Below are 16,295 nucleotides of genomic sequence, written 5' to 3'. Positions count from 1 at the left end.
AAAGATTTCTTTACTTTATCACTAATTTTCTTGCTTCGCTAACCTTATTTTCTGTAATCTTTAAAATATAAACACCTTTGTTTAGATTGGAGATATTTAATTCTTTCCCTTTTAACTCGGTGGAAAATATACGTTTGCCCAAAACATCATAAAACTCAACAGTTTTATCAGAATTAAGTTTTGATTGAATGGTAATAAAGCTTTGAGAGCTACTATTTACAGGGTTTGGGTATATTGCCAAGCCTGAAATACTCTCTTCAGGAGGATTCTGGTTCTTGCTGTTTTGTCCCATAACAGATGGAACGGAGAACAGCATAAATGCGAAAAGTAAAAATGCAAAGTAGGTATTTTTCATAAGCTCAAATTTGGTTATGTAAAGGTAAGTATTTACATCAAAATTGATGCCAAAGTACTGTTAAATAATACTGTAATTGGTCGAAAAATTAAATTCAAGTCATCGTAATGTTACCTTAAAGTTATTAATTTTACATATTTCATAATATTGTACTTTAAGTTTTATCTTTACTCCAATTTAACATTAGGACTAAATAATGAAGAAAAAGGACATTAAAATTCTGTTGGTTGATGATGAACCGGATATTCTTGAAATAGTTGGGTATAACTTAACCAGCGAGGGCTATCAGGTTGTTACTGCTGAAAATGGGCTACAAGCCGTAAAAAAGGCAAAAAAGGAGCTTCCGCATTTAATCATTATGGATGTGATGATGCCAGAAATGGATGGTATTGAAGCTTGTGAATTGATTAGAAAAAATCCTGATTTAAATAATACCATTGTTACTTTTTTAACAGCAAGAGGAGAAGATTACTCGCAAGTGGCGGGCTTTGATGCCGGTGCCGATGACTACATAACCAAACCGATTAAACCTAAAGTTTTGGTGAGCAAAGTAAAGGCACTCTTAAGAAGGTTTAAGGAAGAAGATGTGGTAGATACTGTTAAGGTAGGTAATTTGGTAATCAATAGAGACGAATACAAAATTACATCCAAAGGAAAAGAAATAATATTGCCACGAAAAGAATTTGAATTATTATCTTTATTGGCATCAAAGCCAGGAAAAGTATTCAAAAGAGATGAAATACTTGACGCTGTTTGGGGAAATGAAGTAGTTGTTGGTGGCAGAACCATTGATGTACATATTAGAAAACTTCGTGAAAAAATTGGTGATGATAGTTTTAAAACCATAAAAGGTGTTGGCTATAAGTTTGTTGATTAATGCAAGCAAAATTTAAAAAATCTTACAAGTTTGCGATTAAAACATCGCTCTACACAACCATTTTTATAACACTCCTTATGAGTGTTTTTTTGTATTATGTCTATGAGTTTAAATGGCTTCATATTTTGGGGTTTTCGCTCAGCGTGTTTCTCTTTTCATTTTTGATTGTCCAGTTTAGTATTGAGCGTTTTATCTACAAAAGGGTAAAAAAAATCTATGATGATTTAACCTTACTGGAATCGGCAAGTTTAAATAAAAGGTCTATTACCACCGATATGAAAACCCTAACCGAAGAAATCGATAAATATGCCCGCGACAAAAAATTGGAAATAGAAACCCTTAAGGTGAGGGAGGAGTACAGGAAAGAGTTTTTAGGTAATGTGTCGCACGAGCTTAAAACGCCCTTGTTTACGGTTCAAGGTTATATTTTAACACTTTTGGATGGTGCTGGTGAAGACGAAAAGTTAAGGGAAAAATACCTTAAGAGAGCAAGTAAAGGTGTAGAGCGTTTGGGCTATATTATTAAAGACTTGGATATGATTACCAAACTGGAAGTTGGTGATTTAAGCCTAAATTTTGAAGATTTTGACATTGTTGAGCTGGTGGAAAACGTTTTTGACATGTTGGAGATGAAAGCCAGTAAGAAGAAAATCACCTTAACATTTGATAGAGACTACCCTAATCCAATAATGGTGAAAGCGGACAAAGAACGCATTCAGCAGGTCCTTGTCAATTTAATCGTTAATTCCTTAAAATACGGCAGGGAAAAGGGCACTACTGAAATCAGTATTGAAAACCTGATAAAAAGTAAGGTTATTATACGTGTAACGGACAATGGAGAGGGCATTGCAAAAGCACATTTGCCTCGACTTTTTGAGCGCTTTTACCGTGTAGACAAAAGTGGCTCAAGGAAAGAAGGTGGTTCCGGTTTGGGGCTTTCCATTGTGAAGCATATCATAGAGGCCCATGATGAAAAAATATACGTTGAAAGTGAATTTGGCGTGGGTAGTGAATTTTCCTTTACTTTAGAAAAGGCTAAATAGTTCTTTGTAATTAATTTCATGATCAAAGGATTTTAAACCCAAATAATGTTTAACTTCATTAAGCTTGTCAATAGTAAACTCATCTTGGTTGCAACTTGGTACTAACTGCATTTCGGTTAACCTATTGGCCAAATATTCTTGTTCAAACTGCCCTGGGGTTGGTATAAAAAATGCTTTTTTGTTCAGTTTGGCTAAATCCATCACCGTGGTGTAACCTGACCGCGAAATTATTAATGCACTTTCATTGATTGTTTTTTCCAATAAACTTGAGGTCATAAAATTGTAAATGGTAACATTACCCATAAGTTGAATGGTTTGCTCTTGTTCCATAACACCCTTTACAAAAACCACTTTTCCTGAAAAACTTTTCAATTCTTTTAAAAGCTTTTCCTCGAGCATGGTACGCTGCGGTTCTGGGCCGGAAATCAAAACCATCAAATCATTTTTTATTTCAGAATTGGTTTTGTTAAACCGGCTCAATGGACCAATGTATTTTGTTGGAATATCAATGGTTGTTAAATGTCCCAAACGTCCGCTTAGATTTACATCGCCTTCAACATCAGGAACCCAGCATTCATTGTATTTCTTTATTATTTCTTGGTGCATTTTTGTGCTCAACCAAGTAGTGTTTCCACTAAGAACATTTAGCTGGTGAGTAATAAACACTGATGGGACATATTTGTTGCGAACGCCCAAACGGTTGTCTGAAATAATTCCTGCAATATCGTTATGCTCTAAAATGGCGTCAATGGATTTCTTTTCGGCTTTTATAGCCTTTAAAATTTTGGGAGCATCTTTCAGTAATTTTAACCTAAAATTCTTTCCTTTCTTCGCGTAATTTACATCGTAAGGAGGTAATTGAATGGATGAAAGGTTTGGAAATTCCTTCCTTAAAAGTGTTAGTGCGGCACCGTCGCTGACAATAACAGGAACAAAGCCTTCCTGCATTAAGGCATTGATAATAGGAATACACCTGGTGGCATGGCCCAGTCCCCAATTTAACGGCGCAACTAAAATTCTTTTCTTCATTAAAGTGATAATGTGAAACTTGGAATCTAACCTCTTTTCACATCTTTTAAATCAAAAAAATTGATGTCTTTACAAGGCTTGAAACAAGTTGTAAGTAAAATTAAAGATAAACACATTAATGCCCTTGTATATTTCCTTAATTTTACCAAAAAATTAAATTAATAAGAAATAGTAATCAACCTTGGGAAGCAAAAATAAACTGAGAAGATTTAAGGAAAATGAAACTTTTGACAATGTGTTTCAGCCAACTCGAGATGAATTGGTCAACTTTAGTTTCGATTTAAAAGGAAACTGGCGAAAAGATGTTTTTAAAAACCAAAATCCCATAGTTTTGGAATTGGGTTGTGGAAAAGGGGAGTATTCGGTGGCCTTGGCAAAAAAATACCCTGATAAAAACTTTATTGGTATTGATATAAAGGGAGCCAGATTTTGGAGAGGGGCTAAAACGGCCATTGAAGAAAACATTCCAAACGTGGCATTTCTTCGCACTCAAATTGAACTGGTTGACTATGCATTTTCTGAGCATGAGGTTGACGAAATTTGGATAACCTTTCCAGATCCGCAAATTAAATACAAGCGCACCAAGCACCGCATGACTAACAGGGCCTTTTTAAAACGTTATAAGAAAATTTTAAGGCCGGATGGTGTGGTTAATTTGAAAACCGATAGTGAGTTTATGCACGGTTATACACTGGGCTTATTGCATGGGGAAGGACACGAGGTGCTCTACGCCAACCATAATGTTTACAAGCAAGAAGGTAGCCCTGAGGAGGTTACTAGCATTCAAACTTTTTACGAATCGCAATATCTAGAGCAAAACAAAGCAATTACGTATATTCGGTTTAAAATTAAATAAACGTGGACATTACCCTTATTTTTTTTCTCGGACTTGTGTTTGCGCTCTTGGGAGTTGTTCCACCTGGGTTATTGAACATGACAGTGGCAAAAATTAGTTTAAAAGAAGGGCATGTTCGGGGGATAATGTTTTCCATTGGGGTTTGTGTTGTTGTTTTTGCACAAACATACATAGCCGCAATTTTTGCACGTTATTTGAGCAAACATCCTGAAGTGATAAGTGTGTTGCGTGGTGTGGCTTTGGTCATTTTTGTTTTGATAACTGTATATTTTTTGGTTATTGCCAAATCAACTCCAAAACCACAAATTGAGCCCAAAATGAAAAGTAAACATAGCCGTTTTTTCCAAGGTATGTTGTTGTCGGCAATAAATGTGTTTCCTATTCCATATCAAGCTTACGTCACCATTACTTTGGCATCGGTAGGTTGGCTCTCTTTTGAGCAAATTAATATCTTGTCTTACGTGGCCGGAGCTGGCACTGGTACTTTTGTCACCCTTTACATGTACATCTTCTTTTTTGATAAAATAAAGGGCAAGGCTGTAACCAGTCAAAAAAGCATGAACCTCCTTATTGGCGTTATTACGGGCATCATTTCTATTGCTACATTGATTAATATTATTCAGGATTTTTAATGAATGAAAGCAGAAACACTTAATTTTTTCGATAAAGTTTATGAAGTAGCAAAGCTTATCCCTTATGGAAGAGTGACAAGTTACGGAGCTATTGCCAAATATCTGGGTGCGGCAAAAAGTGCGAGGATGGTGGGCTATGCCATGAATGGGTCTTCAGGAAAAGATGTGCCGGCACATCGCGTTGTAAACCGAAAAGGACTGTTGACGGGCAAACATCATTTTGATGGTACAAACCTAATGCAACAGCTTTTGGAGAGTGAAGGAGTGGAGGTAGTTGACAATCAAATCCAAAACTTTAATGAGGTTTTTTGGGATCCAGCAAAGGAATTATAATCAGCTGTTTGTTTCAAAATTCACAATAAATTGAAAATCTTCAATACATAAGAAAATCAAATAATTGCATCAAAAAAACTTCTCGCTTTTGCCTTAAAACTTCTGCCATTATTACCTATCTTTGCACTTAGAATGATTCTTAATAAAGGAAATGAAACTGAATAAAAAAGATATATTAAAGGCACTGGAAAGTATAACCGTTCCAGGCGAAGGACAAAACATGGTTGAAAGCGGTGCAGTTAAAAATGTGGTGACTTTTGGTGATGAGGTTGTTGTAGATATTACCATAAAAAACCCAAGTTTACAAGCTAAAAAGCGTACTGAGGTTGATATTTTAAAAACCATTCACGATCAGGTTTATGAAAAGGCAAAAATAAAGGTAAACATTACTGTTGATGCGCCTGAAAAACCTAAGGTAAACGTCATTAAAGGGAAACCTGTTCCCGGAATAAATAATATTGTAGCTGTGGCTTCAGGTAAAGGTGGTGTTGGTAAATCTACAATAACGGCAAACTTGGCGGTAACCTTGGCTAAAATGGGCTTTAAAGTTGGCGTTTTGGACGCCGATATTTACGGACCTTCCATTCCCATTATGTTTGATGTTGAAGCCGAAAAACCTTTGGCCGTAAATGTTGAAGGAAAATCTAAAATGAAACCCATTGAAAATTACGGAGTAAAAGTTTTATCAATAGGGTTTTTTACACAACCAGACCAAGCCGTAGTTTGGCGTGGACCTATGGCAGCAAAAGCTTTAAACCAAATGATTTTTGATGCCCATTGGGGTGAGTTGGATTTCTTGTTGTTGGATTTGCCCCCAGGTACTGGCGATATCCATTTAAGTATCATGCAGTCATTGCCAATCACTGGAGCAGTTGTGGTCAGTACACCTCAAAATGTGGCCTTGGCCGATGCCAAAAAAGGAGTGGCCATGTTCCAGCAAGAAAGTATTAGCGTTCCCGTTTTAGGAATTATTGAAAATATGGCGTACTTTACCCCGGCTGAATTGCCCGATAATAAATATTATATCTTTGGAAAAGAAGGTGCCAAAAACTTGGCAGAAGATTTAAAAGTGCCATTTTTAGGAGAAATCCCTTTGGTGCAAAGTATTAGGGAGGCGGGCGATGTTGGTCGTCCAGCGGCATTGCAAACGGCAACACCTTTAGAGCAGGCTTTTGAAAAATTGACTCAAAATGTTGTTGAAGAGGTGGTGCGAAGAAACGACAATTTGCCACCAACCGAGGCTATTAAAATTACAACTATGGCAGGTTGTAGTGCAGTAAAAAACTAAATTGCTTTTTACCTTGAATAAGGAAAAGTTAGTACAACTAAATATATGACTTCAGAAGAATTAAGAGAAAAAGTAGAACTTGCCTTAGATGAAATCCGTCCGTTTCTTCAAAGTGATGGTGGGGACATCTCATTGTTGTCCATCGAAGATGACAGGCTTGTAAAAGTTCAATTACAAGGTGCTTGTGTGGGTTGTAGCGTTAACCAAATGACGTTAAAATCTGGTGTGGAAATGACCATAAAAAAGCATGCTCCACAAATTGAACAGGTTATAAATATTGGTTAAATTACTTTTTCTTCCCTTAAAAAATGGTGCAAGCTATCAGCTATTTTATGGCAATTGCTAACTTTTGAAACATCGTTGCAGAATTTATTATCCGTATTTTCTGCCTTACAATTAAAACCACTTAGGTTTACTTTTGAAAAGTCTTTATTAATTTTTTTACATGCTTTGTAAAGGTCTTCAATGGTTTCAAACTGACTTGGCTCAACCTCATGTTTTAAAAGGTAGCCTCTTAAATAATTTTCAATGGCATGTTGCGCATTCTTGCATACAAGATACGATACAATGTCTTCTTCAGGTCTGTAAAGTTCTTTTCTGGCTTGGTTCAACCTTTTTTCCGCGCTTAAAAAATATTTGCTGGGATTGGTTTCCATGATAAGCGTTTTAAATTTTGTTATTTGTTAAGAGATGAACTGCTCCACACTATCTTGACCTAGCATGGAGCATTTCATACCTAATTTCAAACATTTACTTAAGCAAATGTTTTTTCAAAGATGGTTACATGTCTCTGAAAAGTTCTAATCGTTCCCATTTAGTGTCCACTTCTTCTTGAGCTTGTTTTAGGAGTTGTGCGCCTAATTCGGCATTGTCTTTTACAACTCTGGTGAAACGAGTTTCAGAATACATAAAATCTTCTAATGGAGCAGCAGGTGCTTTTGAATCTAGTTTAAACTTCTTGCCTTTTGGTTTTGAAGGATCAAATCTAAATAATGGCCAATAACCTGTTTCCACTGCTTTTTCTTGGTGAATGGCGGCATCTTTAAGATTATAACCGTGGTCTCCACAATGCGAATAAGCAATGATTAATGATGGACCGTCATAAGCTTCAGCTTCTTCAATAGCTTTTAGCGTTTGCATATCTTTAGCGCCCATGGCCACTTGTGCTACATAGACATTGCCATAAGAAACGGCTTGTAAAGCTAAGCTCTTTTTACCTGTGCGTTTACCAGAAACGGAGAATTTAGCACTTGCTCCAAGAGGTGTGGCTTTTGAGGTTTGTCCTCCTGTATTGGAATAAATTTCAGTATCCAATACCATAATATTAATGTTTTCTCCAGATGCCAATACATGGTCTACGCCACCGTAACCGATGTCGTAAGCCCAACCATCACCACCAAGTATCCAAACAGATTTTTTGCGTAAGTACTCCGTTAGTTGCGCTAGTTTTTTAGCTTCAGGTTTGTCTATTGAAGCTAACTTGTTTTTTAAGATTTCAAGATTTTTAAAATTCTCAGCTTTTTCGGCTTCATTAGTTTCTTTATTGTTAAGGATGGCTTCAACCAAATCCTTGCCTACTTCAGCTTCTAAAGATTTTAATAAACTTACTGAAACTTCTTGTTTTTTGGTAAGTGCCAACTTCATACCAAACCCAAATTCGGCATTGTCTTCAAATAATGAGTTTGCCCAAGCTGGGCCTCTACCAAATTTGTTGGTTTTGTAAGGTGTTGTTGGCAAATTACCGCCGTAAATTGACGAACATCCTGTTGCATTGGCAATCATGATGCTATCACCGTATAATTGGGTGAGCATTTTAATATAAGGTGTTTCACCGCAACCTGAACATGCTCCAGAGAACTCAAATAGTGGTTCAAGGAATTGTGAGCCTTTAATATTGGTGATTTGTAATTCGGTTCTGTTGTAATCTGGAAGATTTACAAAGTAATCCCAGTTTTTGTTTTCAACAGCTTCAACATCCAATTTACTATGCATGTTTATAGCTTTAAAGTCGGGGTCTTCTTTACTTACAGCTGGACAAACGGCTACGCACAAATCGCATCCTGTACAGTCTTGAGGCGACACTTGCAATACATAAGATTCAGTTTCTTTATTAAAAGGTCTACCTATCGCTGCCACTGTTTTCAATGATTCTGGTCTGTCAGCCAATTCATCATTGGAAACCACTTTGGCTCTAATGGCTGCGTGCGGACAAATAGCCACACACTTATTACACTGCGTACAAAGGTCTTCGCCATCCCAAACTGGTACAAAATCTGCAATACCACGTTTTTCATATTGCGTCGTTCCTGTTGGGAATGTGCCATCTACGGTGAATGCACTTACAGGTAATTCATCACCTTTACCAGCTAGAATTTTACCTAAAACTTCTTTAACAAACGGATCTTCCGTTCCGGTCATCATTGGTTTTAATTCCTCATGGCTTGTAATTTGTTTAGGATATTCTACTTTTTGAAGATTTTCCAATGATTTGTCCACTGCATTAAAGTTCATTTGTACCACCTTATCGCCTTTTTTAGAATAAGATTTTACAATGGCTTCTTTAATTTTTTGAATAGCTTCATCTTTTGGAAGTACTCCAGAAATAGCAAAGAAACATGTTTGTAATACGGTATTTGTACGTTTACCTAATTTGGCTTCATGTGCTACTTTAGATGCATCAATCACATAAAACTCCAATTCATTCTTGATGATTTCTTCTTGCATCAATTTTGGTAATTTTTCCCAAATTTCATCTTTGTCGTAAGGGGAGTTCAATAGGAACGTTCCACCTTTTTTAACATGATCCAGGATATCATACTTTTCTATAAAATTGAATTGATGGCATGCAACAAAATCAGCTTTATGGATTAAATATGTAGAATAGATAGGGTCTGGCCCAAAGCGTAAGTGGGATACCGTTTGTGCACCCGCTTTTTTGGAGTCGTAAACAAAATAACCTTGAACGTAATTATCTGTGGTTTCTCCAATAATTTTGATGGAGTTTTTATTGGCACCAACAGTACCATCGGAACCTAGTCCAAAGAACATACAGTTAAAGGTGTTCTTGACTGTTTTAAGTGTTTCGCCAATCTCTAAACTGGTATATGACACGTCATCATTAATGCCAATAGTGAAATGGTTTTTAGGTTTGTCTTTACTAAGCTCATCGAAAATGGCTTTTACCATGGCTGGGTCAAACTCTTTTGAAGATAAGCCGTAACGACCACCAATGATTTTTGGCATGTCACGTTCACTCTCGGTAAAGGCGGTCACAACATCTAGATAAAGAGGTTCGCCTAAACTACCAGCTTCTTTAGTTCTGTCTAAAACGGCAACTTTTTTCACGGTTTCTGGTAGAACATTCACGAAATGGCTGATGGAGAATGGTCTGAATAAGCGAACTATTATAGCGCCAACTTTTTCACCGTTTTTAACCATGGTGTCCACAGCTTCCATTACTGGACCTTGACCAGAACCCATTATAATTATAACTTTTTCTGCTTCTGGATGACCTACATAATCAAATAGCCCGTACTTTCTGCCGGTATGATTGTAGAACTCATTCATTGTTTTTTCAACAATGCCAGGAACTTTTTCATAGTAAAGATTGGCCGCTTCACGAGCTTGGAAGAATACATCCGGATTTTGTGACGTACCCCTTACAACTGGATGGTCTGGGTCTAACGAACGTTTTTTGTGTTCTAAAATTTTGTCTTCGGGCATCATGTCTTTTATGATGTCGTCTGTGATGCTATCTATCTTAGATATTTCATGAGATGTTCTAAACCCGTCAAAAATATTCATGAAAGGCACTCTAGATTTTAAGGTTGCTACTTGCGAAATAAGAGCAAAATCTTGAGCTTCTTGTACGGAACCACCAAACAACATAGCAAACCCTGTTTGCCTAGCCGCCATAACATCAGAATGGTCACCAAAAATGGATAAAGCATGGGTTGCAATTGTTCTGGCCGCCACATGTATTACAGAAGGAAGAAGCTCTCCAGCTATTTTGTACATGTTCGGAATCATGAGCAGCAAGCCTTGCGAGGCTGTAAACGTGGTGGTTAAAGCACCTGCTTGCAAAGAGCCATGCACCGCTCCAGAGGCACCGCCTTCACTTTGCATTTCAACAATTCTTGGGATGTTGCCCCAAATGTTTTTCTGTCCTTTTGAGCTATATACGTCTACGTGTTCGCCCATTGGCGATGCCGGCGTTATGGGGTATATGGCGCAGACTTCATTGGTCTTATGGGCAACCCTTGCAACAGCCTCGTTTGCATCACAAATTAATTTTGGAAATTTTTTCATAATTATGTCTTATTTAAATGAACCGAAACCTGCACCAAAGTCATAGAAAATTTCAGGTGCAAAATTTCAAAAATGTACAGACCCTACAAGATTTCTTATGAATCGAACCAAAACCCTTGAGGCCTAAAATAAATCCCTTAAAATTAAAATTTGAATGACGGACAGACTATGATTTTTGTCATGTAATTGAAAAAGAGAAAGAGGATTAAAAAAAATGAGGATATCAAATAAATAGGATATCCTCATTTTCAAAACGGCTAATTTATTGGTTTGTTGAACGTTATAAACTTTGCCGCAAAAGAAAAACAAAAAATTAAATATAGTTTAGTTTGGGTTACTCTGCGTGTAACCAAGCTTTTTTAGCCAGCAAGACTTCTTCTGTTTCAACGTGGTTTTCATCAGGGATGCAACAATCCACTGGGCAAACTGATGCACATTGCGGTTCGTCGTGGAAACCTTTGCACTCGGTACATTTCTCGGGTACGATATAATAGAACTCCTCAGAAATTGGTTCATTCATTTCATCGGCATCAATTTCATCACCACTAAGGGAAGTTACAGTGCCACTTAAAGCTGTTTCATCTGCATAAGCCCATTCTTGAGCGGGCTCATAAATTGCATTATTGGGACACTCCACAATACAGGCATCACAGTTAATGCATTCGTCTGTTATAATAATTGCCATAATTCATTTTGTTTAGAGAAGTAAAAGTAATTTCTATCTCTAAGCATTAATATGACTTTTGTCACCTTTAATTCAAAAAATGAAAATTAAATTTGATTACAGTGCAGAGTATTTAATTTTTTAAATTGATTTGTTATGATAGCTAATAAAACGAGGCAGACCAAAAAGATACAGCACGAAGTTCTGGATGCCGTTGTGATAAGATTTGTTGGTGATTCTGGAGATGGTATGCAGTTAACGGGTACGCAGTTTTCAGATACATCGGCTATGTTTGGGAATGACGTTGCTACATTTCCAAATTACCCTTCGGAAATACGTGCGCCACAAGGAAGTTTATATGGAGTTTCAGGATTTCAGGTCCACATAGGTAGTGTTGAAATCAGTACACCCGGAGACGATGTAGACTTATTGGTTGCCATGAACCCAGCGGGTTTAAAGACCAATTTGTATTCGGTAAAACCGGGACATACCATTATAGTAGATACAGATTCCTTTACCAAAAAGAATTTAGAAAAAGCGCAGTATATCACCAATCCACTTAGAGATGGTAGCTTGGCTAACTATAGAATTATTGAAGTACCAATGTCTTCATTGACCAAAGAGGCTTTGAAGGATGTTGAAGATTTAGATAATAAAAGTATTGCCCGAAGCAAAAACATGTTTGCATTGGGAATTGTGTATTGGATGTATGATCGTTCACCAGAACATACTATTGATTTTTTTGAGAAGAAATTTGCATCAAAACCAAATTTGATTGACGCCAATACCAAAGTTCTTAATGCCGGATTTTATTATGCCGAAACGTTAGAGCTAATTCCTAACGCATATGCTATTTCACCTGCCAAAATGGATTCTGGTGTTTACCGAATTATTGCCGGAAATACAGCTACGGCTTGGGGATTTCTTGCAGCCGCTGAAAAATCTGGATTGGAATTGTTTTTGGGTTCTTACCCAATCACTCCGGCGACGGATATTTTACACGAACTGGTCAAGCACAAGCATTTTGGAGTTAAAGCATTTCAGGCGGAAGATGAAATTGCGGGTGTAACCTCTGCAATCGGTGCTGCATTTGCTGGAGATTTGGCCATTACAACTACTTCAGGTCCAGGTTTAGCCCTGAAAAGTGAAGCTTTGGGTTTGGCCATGATGTTGGAGTTACCCTTAGTTATTGTAAATGTACAACGTGGTGGTCCCTCAACGGGTTTGCCAACCAAAACCGAGCAGTCTGATTTAATGCAGGCCATGTATGGTAGAAATGGTGATAGCCCCGTTATCGTTTTGGCCGCCGATACACCTTCGGGCTGCTTTAATTATGCCTATCAAGCTGCGAAGCTTGCTTTAGAGCATATGACACCCGTTATTCTGTTAACAGACGGATATATTGCCAATGGTTCGGAACCTTGGAGAATAAAACGTGTTGTAGAAATGCCCGAAATTAAAAACAACAAGGTTACGGAACTTAGGGAAAATTGGCATCCTTATGATAGAAATATGGAAACCTTGGCGCGTAATTGGGCTGTTCCCGGAACGTTTGGTTTGGAGCACAGAATTGGTGGCTTGGAAAAAGACCAAATAACTGGTAACGTGTCGCATGTTCCTGAAAACCATGAAGCCATGACCAAAATTAGGGCCGCTAAAATTAAACGTGTACAAAACTACATTCCCGATTTAGTGCCCGAATTCGCAGAGTCTGGCGACTTACTTGTAGTAGGTTGGGGTGGAACATATGGCAGCCTACATTCTGCAGTAAAACAGTTAAATATGGAAGGCCATAAAAATATAGGTTTTGCACATTTTAGCTACATAAACCCATTACCTAAAAACACCGAAAAGGTGCTTAAAAGCTTCAGGAAGATTGTGGTTTGTGAATTAAACAACGGGCAATTTGTAAATATTTTGAAAATGAATTTTAACATCTGCGGATTGTTGCAATACAACAAAATACAAGGATTGCCTTTTGGAAATAGCGAGTTGATTGATGAATTCAAAAAATTATTAAAGTAACTATGGAAACAACTGCTGAAAGAAACTATACGTTTAAGGATTTTGCCAGTGACCAAGAAGTAAGATGGTGCCCTGGTTGCGATGATTATGTTGTTTTACGCTCCGTGCAAAAGGCGCTTCCAGAAATGGGCGTAAAAAAGGAAGATGTTGTTTTTATATCTGGTATTGGGTGTTCATCACGTTTTCCATATTATATGGATACTTATGGCATGCATGGCATTCATGGTAGGGCTCCTGCTATTGCAACTGGCGTTAAACTGGCAAATCCAAACCTGAGCGTTTGGGTTATTACTGGCGATGGGGATTCTATGGCCATTGGCGGTAACCATTTCATTCATGTTTTGCGTCGAAATATTGATTTAAACATCATATTGTTCAATAATGAAATATATGGATTGACCAAAGGACAATTTTCACCAACATCTCTTGTTGGGCAGAAAACAAAATCCTCACCTTATGGCAATACGCAGCCTCCGTTCCAACCTGGTGAATTGGCCATTGGTGCCCAAGCAAGATTTTTTGCTAGAATAGGTGGAAATACACCAAAGGAAATGACAGAGATTTTTATTGAAGCCGAAAAGTTTAATGGAACTTCTTTGGTTGAAATATTACAAAATTGTGTGATTTTTAATGATGGATGCTATACACAATTCACTGATAAAAACGTGAGGGAAGATAAGCAGTTGTTTGTTGAACATGGGAAACCAATGATTTTTGGAAAAGACAGAAATAAGGGTTTAGTGTTAAATGGGTTGAAATTGGAAACGGTGACCATTGGTGAAAATGGCGTGACAGAAGACGATATTTTGGTGCATAATGCCAAAGATGAAGACCCAACCATGCACCAAATGTTGGTTCGATTAAAATACCCATTGGTAACTGGAATTATTAGAAGTTTTGATGATGTAACCTTAGAAGAACGAGAAGATGCACTAACAAAAGAGGTGAAATCGCGTTCAAAATTTGCACAAACTGACGACCTGTTTTTTTCAGGAGAAATATATCAAGTAAATTAATTTAGAAGTGACTAGCTCAAATTAAAAATGCCTTTTTCAACGATGCGAAAAAGGCATTTTTTATTGAAGTGTTATAAACTGGATTTATACCAAAGCGGTAAATCCTAAAAATGCTAAAGATAAAAGGCCGGCCACCAATAAATTAATAGGCACACCTTTCATGCCTTCAGGAATATTGGCAAGCTCCAATTGTTCTCTAATACTTGCAAAAACAATCAAAGCCAATCCAAAGCCTAAAGAGTTAGAAATGGCAAAGAAAACAGCTTTTAACAAACTACTATCTTCTAATCCTAATGCTAAAATGGCAACACCCAAAACCGCACAGTTTGTGGTAATTAAAGGTAGAAAAACACCTAATGCCTGATATAGCGCAGGACTTACTTTCTTTAAAATGATTTCAACCATTTGCACTAATGCCGCAATCACTAAAATAAATGTTATGGTTCTTAGGTAATTCAATCCGCTAGGGATTAAAACGTATTCATGTAATAAATACGTAACCGTTGTGGCAATCGTCATAACAAATAAAACAGCTCCAGACATACCTATGGAAGTTGAAACCTTATTGGAAACACCTAAAAAAGGACAGATTCCCAAGAATTGCGATAAAACAATATTGTTTACAAAAACGGCTGCTATGAGTATGATTAAGTAGTCCATGTTTAAGCAGTTTTAGATGTTAGTCTGTTAAAAACAACAGTTAAGTAAGCCAATGCAATAAATGCACCTGGTGGTAAAATGAAAAGTATAAAAGTGTTTGCGTTTTCTGGAACAAACGATAAGCCAAACAAACTCCCGTTACCAAATATTTCGCGAACCGCACCTAAAACTGTAAGCGCCAAAACAAAACCAAGACCCATACCCAAAGCATCCAAAACCGAAGAAATTAAATTGTTTTTTGATGCAAAAGCTTCAGCTCTACCCAATATTAAACAGTTAACCACAATTAACGGAATGAATATCCCAAGTTGTTCATAAAGAAATGGAATAAAGGCTTCCAAAATCATTTCAACTATGGTAACAAAAGATGCAATAATGATGATGAACGCAGGGATACGGACCTTACTCGGAATTTGTTTTTTTACCAAGGACACCACAATGTTCGACATTAAAAGCACAAACAACGTGGCAACGCCCATGCCCAAACCATTAAACGCCGATGAGGTTACACCCAAAGTAGGACACATACCCAAGAGCATCACGAAAATAGGATTCTCTTTGATTATGCCTTTTAGGAAATTCTGTTTTTGATTTATATCGTTTGCCATAGCTGCTATTCGGATTTATTGATTGAATCTAGGTTTTTTATAAACACCTCATAAGCCATTTCTGTAGCCTCAGTAAAGGCTCTTGAGCTTATGGTTGCGCCTGTTAGAGCATCAACGTCACCTCCGTCTTTTTTAACTTTTAGGCTATAAGCTTTCGGATTTTTGTCTCTAAATTGCTGTAAAAAACTCTCGTCTTTCATTTTTGTGCCCAAGCCTGGGGTTTCTTTCTGCTCTAAAACTGCAATATTTTTAATGGAACCGTCGGGATTAAAGCCAACCATAATTTTAACAAGTCCGCTAAACCCTTTTTCGGAAAAACCAGTTACTGCAGCCCCGACAAATTCCCCATTGCTAAAGGCGGGATAAACTTCAATGCTATCTGTTGCGGTTTCCAGTTTCACTTTTATTAGGTCTTCAACAGGGTTGCTGTTAAACTCGGGTAACACCTGTTTTATGGCGTTTATCTTTTTTTCTAGTTTGGCTTTGGCTTTAGGTTCAATGGTTAAATCGTTTACAAACCCAAGTGCAAAACCAGATATGAGTGTAATCAATAAAAGAGACACGGTCATATTTAAGAATGTTGATTCTTTCTTGCTCATAA

The 16,295-nt window shown here is 37.2% G+C and carries 17 protein-coding genes; 9 read left to right on the top strand and 8 right to left on the bottom strand.

Annotated elements, in window-relative coordinates; genetic code table 11:
- Positions 1 to 10: 10 nt before the first annotated feature.
- Complete coding sequence (locus WJN01_RS01780) at positions 11 to 355, bottom strand: T9SS type A sorting domain-containing protein (RefSeq protein WP_445195443.1); 345 nt, start codon at positions 353 to 355, stop codon at positions 11 to 13.
- Positions 356 to 551: 196 nt separating this feature from the next.
- Here WJN01_RS01780 and WJN01_RS01775 point away from each other — a divergent pair, with 196 nt between their 5' ends.
- Both WJN01_RS01775 and WJN01_RS01770 read left to right on the top strand, forming a co-directional pair.
- Positions 552 to 1,232, top strand: a complete 681-nt coding sequence (locus tag WJN01_RS01775; RefSeq protein WP_370477739.1) for a response regulator transcription factor — start codon at positions 552 to 554, stop codon at positions 1,230 to 1,232.
- Entirely contained in the window at positions 1,232 to 2,275 is a 1,044-nt protein-coding gene (locus WJN01_RS01770) for a sensor histidine kinase (RefSeq protein WP_445195442.1), read from the top strand. The genes WJN01_RS01775 and WJN01_RS01770 overlap by 1 nt, the downstream gene beginning before the upstream one ends.
- Here WJN01_RS01770 and WJN01_RS01765 read toward each other — a convergent pair.
- Positions 2,258 to 3,304 (bottom strand): glycosyltransferase, encoded by a 1,047-nt coding sequence (locus WJN01_RS01765; protein ID WP_445195441.1) that lies wholly within the window; start codon positions 3,302 to 3,304, stop codon positions 2,258 to 2,260. The two genes, WJN01_RS01770 and WJN01_RS01765, sit on opposite strands and share 18 nt — an antisense overlap.
- A gap of 181 nt (positions 3,305 to 3,485) precedes the next feature.
- On the opposite strand from WJN01_RS01765, the gene trmB reads away from it, so the two are divergent.
- The 5 genes from trmB to WJN01_RS01740 all read left to right on the top strand — a co-directional run bounded on the left by trmB (position 3,486) and on the right by WJN01_RS01740 (position 6,698).
- Positions 3,486 to 4,160, top strand: coding sequence for a tRNA (guanosine(46)-N7)-methyltransferase TrmB (gene trmB / locus WJN01_RS01760; RefSeq protein WP_445195440.1), 675 nt, complete (start codon positions 3,486 to 3,488; stop codon positions 4,158 to 4,160).
- 2 nt (positions 4,161 to 4,162) lie between these two features.
- On the top strand, positions 4,163 to 4,792 hold the full coding sequence (locus WJN01_RS01755; RefSeq protein WP_445195439.1) for a LysE family transporter: 630 nt from the start codon (positions 4,163 to 4,165) through the stop codon (positions 4,790 to 4,792).
- Positions 4,793 to 4,795: 3 nt separating this feature from the next.
- A complete protein-coding gene (locus WJN01_RS01750) occupies positions 4,796 to 5,125 on the top strand; it encodes an MGMT family protein (RefSeq protein ID WP_445195438.1) in 330 nt (109 codons plus the stop codon).
- Between the two features lie 151 nt (positions 5,126 to 5,276).
- A complete protein-coding gene (locus tag WJN01_RS01745) occupies positions 5,277 to 6,413 on the top strand; it encodes an Mrp/NBP35 family ATP-binding protein (RefSeq protein ID WP_445195437.1) in 1,137 nt (378 codons plus the stop codon).
- Between the two features lie 45 nt (positions 6,414 to 6,458).
- Positions 6,459 to 6,698 carry a NifU family protein gene (locus tag WJN01_RS01740; RefSeq protein ID WP_445195436.1) on the top strand — a complete coding sequence of 80 codons (240 nt, stop codon included), beginning with the start codon at positions 6,459 to 6,461 and terminating at the stop codon, positions 6,696 to 6,698.
- Here WJN01_RS01740 and WJN01_RS01735 read toward each other — a convergent pair.
- The 3 genes from WJN01_RS01735 to WJN01_RS01725 form a co-directional block, all read right to left on the bottom strand.
- Positions 6,695 to 7,069 carry a HEPN domain-containing protein gene (locus WJN01_RS01735; RefSeq protein ID WP_445195435.1) on the bottom strand — a complete coding sequence of 125 codons (375 nt, stop codon included), beginning with the start codon at positions 7,067 to 7,069 and terminating at the stop codon, positions 6,695 to 6,697. The genes WJN01_RS01740 and WJN01_RS01735 overlap by 4 nt on opposite strands.
- A 124-nt stretch (positions 7,070 to 7,193) precedes the next feature.
- Positions 7,194 to 10,721 carry a pyruvate:ferredoxin (flavodoxin) oxidoreductase gene (gene nifJ / locus WJN01_RS01730; RefSeq protein ID WP_445195434.1) on the bottom strand — a complete coding sequence of 1,176 codons (3,528 nt, stop codon included), beginning with the start codon at positions 10,719 to 10,721 and terminating at the stop codon, positions 7,194 to 7,196.
- 334 nt (positions 10,722 to 11,055) lie between these two features.
- Entirely contained in the window at positions 11,056 to 11,406 is a 351-nt protein-coding gene (locus WJN01_RS01725; protein ID WP_445195433.1) for a 4Fe-4S dicluster domain-containing protein, read from the bottom strand.
- A gap of 135 nt (positions 11,407 to 11,541) precedes the next feature.
- Here WJN01_RS01725 and WJN01_RS01720 point away from each other — a divergent pair, with 135 nt between their 5' ends.
- Both WJN01_RS01720 and WJN01_RS01715 read left to right on the top strand, forming a co-directional pair.
- Positions 11,542 to 13,410 carry a 2-oxoacid:acceptor oxidoreductase subunit alpha gene (locus WJN01_RS01720; RefSeq protein ID WP_445195432.1) on the top strand — a complete coding sequence of 623 codons (1,869 nt, stop codon included), beginning with the start codon at positions 11,542 to 11,544 and terminating at the stop codon, positions 13,408 to 13,410.
- A 2-nt stretch (positions 13,411 to 13,412) separates the two neighbouring features.
- Positions 13,413 to 14,426 carry a 2-oxoacid:ferredoxin oxidoreductase subunit beta gene (locus WJN01_RS01715; RefSeq protein WP_445195431.1) on the top strand — a complete coding sequence of 338 codons (1,014 nt, stop codon included), beginning with the start codon at positions 13,413 to 13,415 and terminating at the stop codon, positions 14,424 to 14,426.
- A gap of 84 nt (positions 14,427 to 14,510) precedes the next feature.
- Here the strand turns inward: WJN01_RS01715 and WJN01_RS01710 are convergent, their stop codons facing one another.
- Genes WJN01_RS01710 through WJN01_RS01700 form a run of 3 tightly spaced genes read right to left on the bottom strand, consistent with a single transcriptional unit; the run spans position 14,511 to position 16,293 of the window.
- Positions 14,511 to 15,086 (bottom strand): electron transport complex protein RnfA, encoded by a 576-nt coding sequence (locus WJN01_RS01710; RefSeq protein WP_445195430.1) that lies wholly within the window; start codon positions 15,084 to 15,086, stop codon positions 14,511 to 14,513.
- 2 nt (positions 15,087 to 15,088) lie between these two features.
- Positions 15,089 to 15,694 (bottom strand): RnfABCDGE type electron transport complex subunit E, encoded by a 606-nt coding sequence (locus tag WJN01_RS01705; protein ID WP_445195429.1) that lies wholly within the window; start codon positions 15,692 to 15,694, stop codon positions 15,089 to 15,091.
- Positions 15,695 to 15,699: 5 nt separating this feature from the next.
- The gene (locus WJN01_RS01700; protein ID WP_445195428.1) at positions 15,700 to 16,293 is read right to left on the bottom strand and encodes an RnfABCDGE type electron transport complex subunit G; all 594 of its coding nucleotides are present in this window, start codon (positions 16,291 to 16,293) and stop codon (positions 15,700 to 15,702) included.
- Between the last annotated feature and the right edge of the window lie 2 nt (positions 16,294 to 16,295).

Origin of the sequence: Tamlana sedimenti (assembly GCF_038148895.1) — a bacterium.
Lineage (GTDB): Bacteria > Bacteroidota > Bacteroidia > Flavobacteriales > Flavobacteriaceae > Tamlana.
The sequence above is the reverse complement of the archived record's forward strand: the minus strand, read 5'-3'. Positions and strand labels throughout refer to the sequence as shown.